Genomic DNA, 2,160 nt, shown 5'->3' with positions numbered 1-2,160 from the left:
TCGAGGACCGGCACACCACCGCACTGCTCGAGGACGCCGACGTGCTGCTCGCGGTCGGCACCGCACTGGGCGAGATCACCAGCAACTACTTCACCTTCGCGCCGAAGGGCCGGCTGGTCCACATCGACGCCGAAGTGCGCGTGCTGGAGGCCAACCATCCGGGGCTGGGCATCCACGCCGACGCCGCGCTCGCGCTGACGGCCATCGCCGGTCAGGTGCAGCCGCGTACCGGGGACGGTGCTGCAGTCGCGGACAGTCTGCGTCGGGCGGTCGAGGAGCGGCTCGCCGGGCAGGACCTCGCCGCGGAACTGAAGCTGATGGCCGACCTGCGTGCCGCGATTCCCGCTGCGGCACACACCTTCTGGGACATGACCATCGCCGGGTACTGGGCATGGTCGGCGTGGGATCCCCGGGACGGTGAATTCCACTCGGCGCAGGGCGCGGGCGGCCTGGGCTTCGCATTCCCGGCCGCGGTCGCCGCCGCGATCGGCACCGGGCGACGCACGTTCGCCGTGACCGGTGACGGCGGCGCGATGTACTCCATCGCCGAACTGGCGACCGCGCGCCAGCACGACGCCGATGTGACGTGGCTGATCGTCGACGACGGCGGCTACGGAATCCTGCGCGAGTACATGACCGGCGCGTTCGGCCAGCCCACCGCCACCGAGCTGACACAGCCCGACTTCGTCGCGCTGGCAACCAGTTTCGGTGTCCCGGCGCACCACGCCACCCTGGACACCGTCGGTGAAACAATCGCCGGCACCTTCTCCACCCGCGGTCCCGCCGTGGTCGTCCTGCCCGCACTGCTGCAGATGTTCGCACCCACCTGAGTCAGGAGTTCACCCATGGGCAAGCCACTCGACATCGCGATCATCGTCGTCTATCTCGCCGCGATGCTCGCCTTCGGGTTCTGGGGCAAGACCAGGACCAAGGACTCGGCAGACTTCCTGGTCGCCGGCCGGCGGCTCGGGCCGACCCTGTACACCGGCACCATGGCGGCCGTCGTGCTGGGCGGCGCCTCGACGGTCGGCGGTGTCGGCCTGGGCTACGAGTACGGCCTCTCGGGGATGTGGCTGGTGGTGGCGATCGCGGTCGGTCTGCTGGCGCTGAGCCTGTTCTTCGCGGGCCGGATCCAGCGGTTGAAGGTGTACACGGTGGCACAGATGCTGCGGCTGCGGTATGGCATCGATGCCACGTCGGCGTCGGGGATCGTGATGGTGGCCTACACGTTGATGCTGTCGGTGACGTCGACGATCGCGTACGCGACGGTGTTCAACGTGCTGTTCGGGACCGACCGGACGGTGTCGGTGATCATCGGCGGCGCGATCGTGATGCTGTACTCGTCGATCGGCGGCATGTGGTCGATCACGCTGACCGACATGGTGCAGTTCCTCCTCAAGACGATCGGCATCTTCGCGCTGATGCTGCCGTTCACGTTGTCGAGGGCGGGCGGTTTCGACGGCATCCGGGAGCGCGCCGGTGACGCGGTGTTCGACCTCGGCGCGATCGGAATGCCGACGATCATCACGTTTTTCGTGGTGTACAGCTTCGGAATGCTGATCGGGCAGGACATCTGGCAGCGGGTGTTCACGGCGCGGTCACCGGGAGTGGCTCGGTGGGGTGGCACCACCGCCGCGCTGTACTGCGTGCTGTACGGCGTCGCCGGCGCGGTGATCGGGATGGCGGCGTCGACATTCCTGCCCGACATCAAGGTCAGCGACGACGTGTATGCGCAGATCGCCGAGACGATCCTGCCGGTGGGCATCAGCGGCCTGGTGCTGGCGGCGGCGGTGGCGGCGATGATGTCGACGGCGTCGGGGGCGTTGATCGCGACGGCGACGGTGGCGCGCACCGACGTGAAACCGTTGCTGCTGCGGCTGACCGGGCGCCCGGTGCCTTCGGAGGAGTCCGATGCCGAGCGGGACGTGCACTCCGACCGCATGTATGTGGTGGTGCTGGGCATCGCGGTGATCGTGATCGCCGCTCTGCTCAACGATGTCGTCGCGGCGTTGACCATCGCCTACGACATCCTGGTCGGCGGCCTGTTGGTCGCGATCCTCGGCGGGTTCGTGTGGAAGCGCGCGACCGGTGCGGGCGCGCTGTGGTCGATGGGCGTCGGCACCGTCGTCACGCTGGGCACCATGGCCGTCGTCGGCGACG

General features: G+C 68.7%; 2 protein-coding genes. Both read left to right on the top strand.

The window, feature by feature from the left end:
• Positions 1-830: thiamine pyrophosphate-dependent enzyme (locus tag ASJ79_RS22925; protein WP_197420340.1), on the top strand; the 830-nt coding region annotated here is incomplete at its 5' end.
• A gap of 15 nt (positions 831-845) precedes the next feature.
• The coding region (locus ASJ79_RS22920; RefSeq protein WP_067960334.1) for a sodium:solute symporter at positions 846-2,160 on the top strand (1,315 nt) is incomplete at its 3' end.

This window comes from Mycobacterium sp. NAZ190054, from assembly GCF_001545925.1.
GTDB lineage: Bacteria > Actinomycetota > Actinomycetes > Mycobacteriales > Mycobacteriaceae > Mycobacterium.
This window is presented reverse-complemented; position numbering and strand designations above follow the sequence as displayed.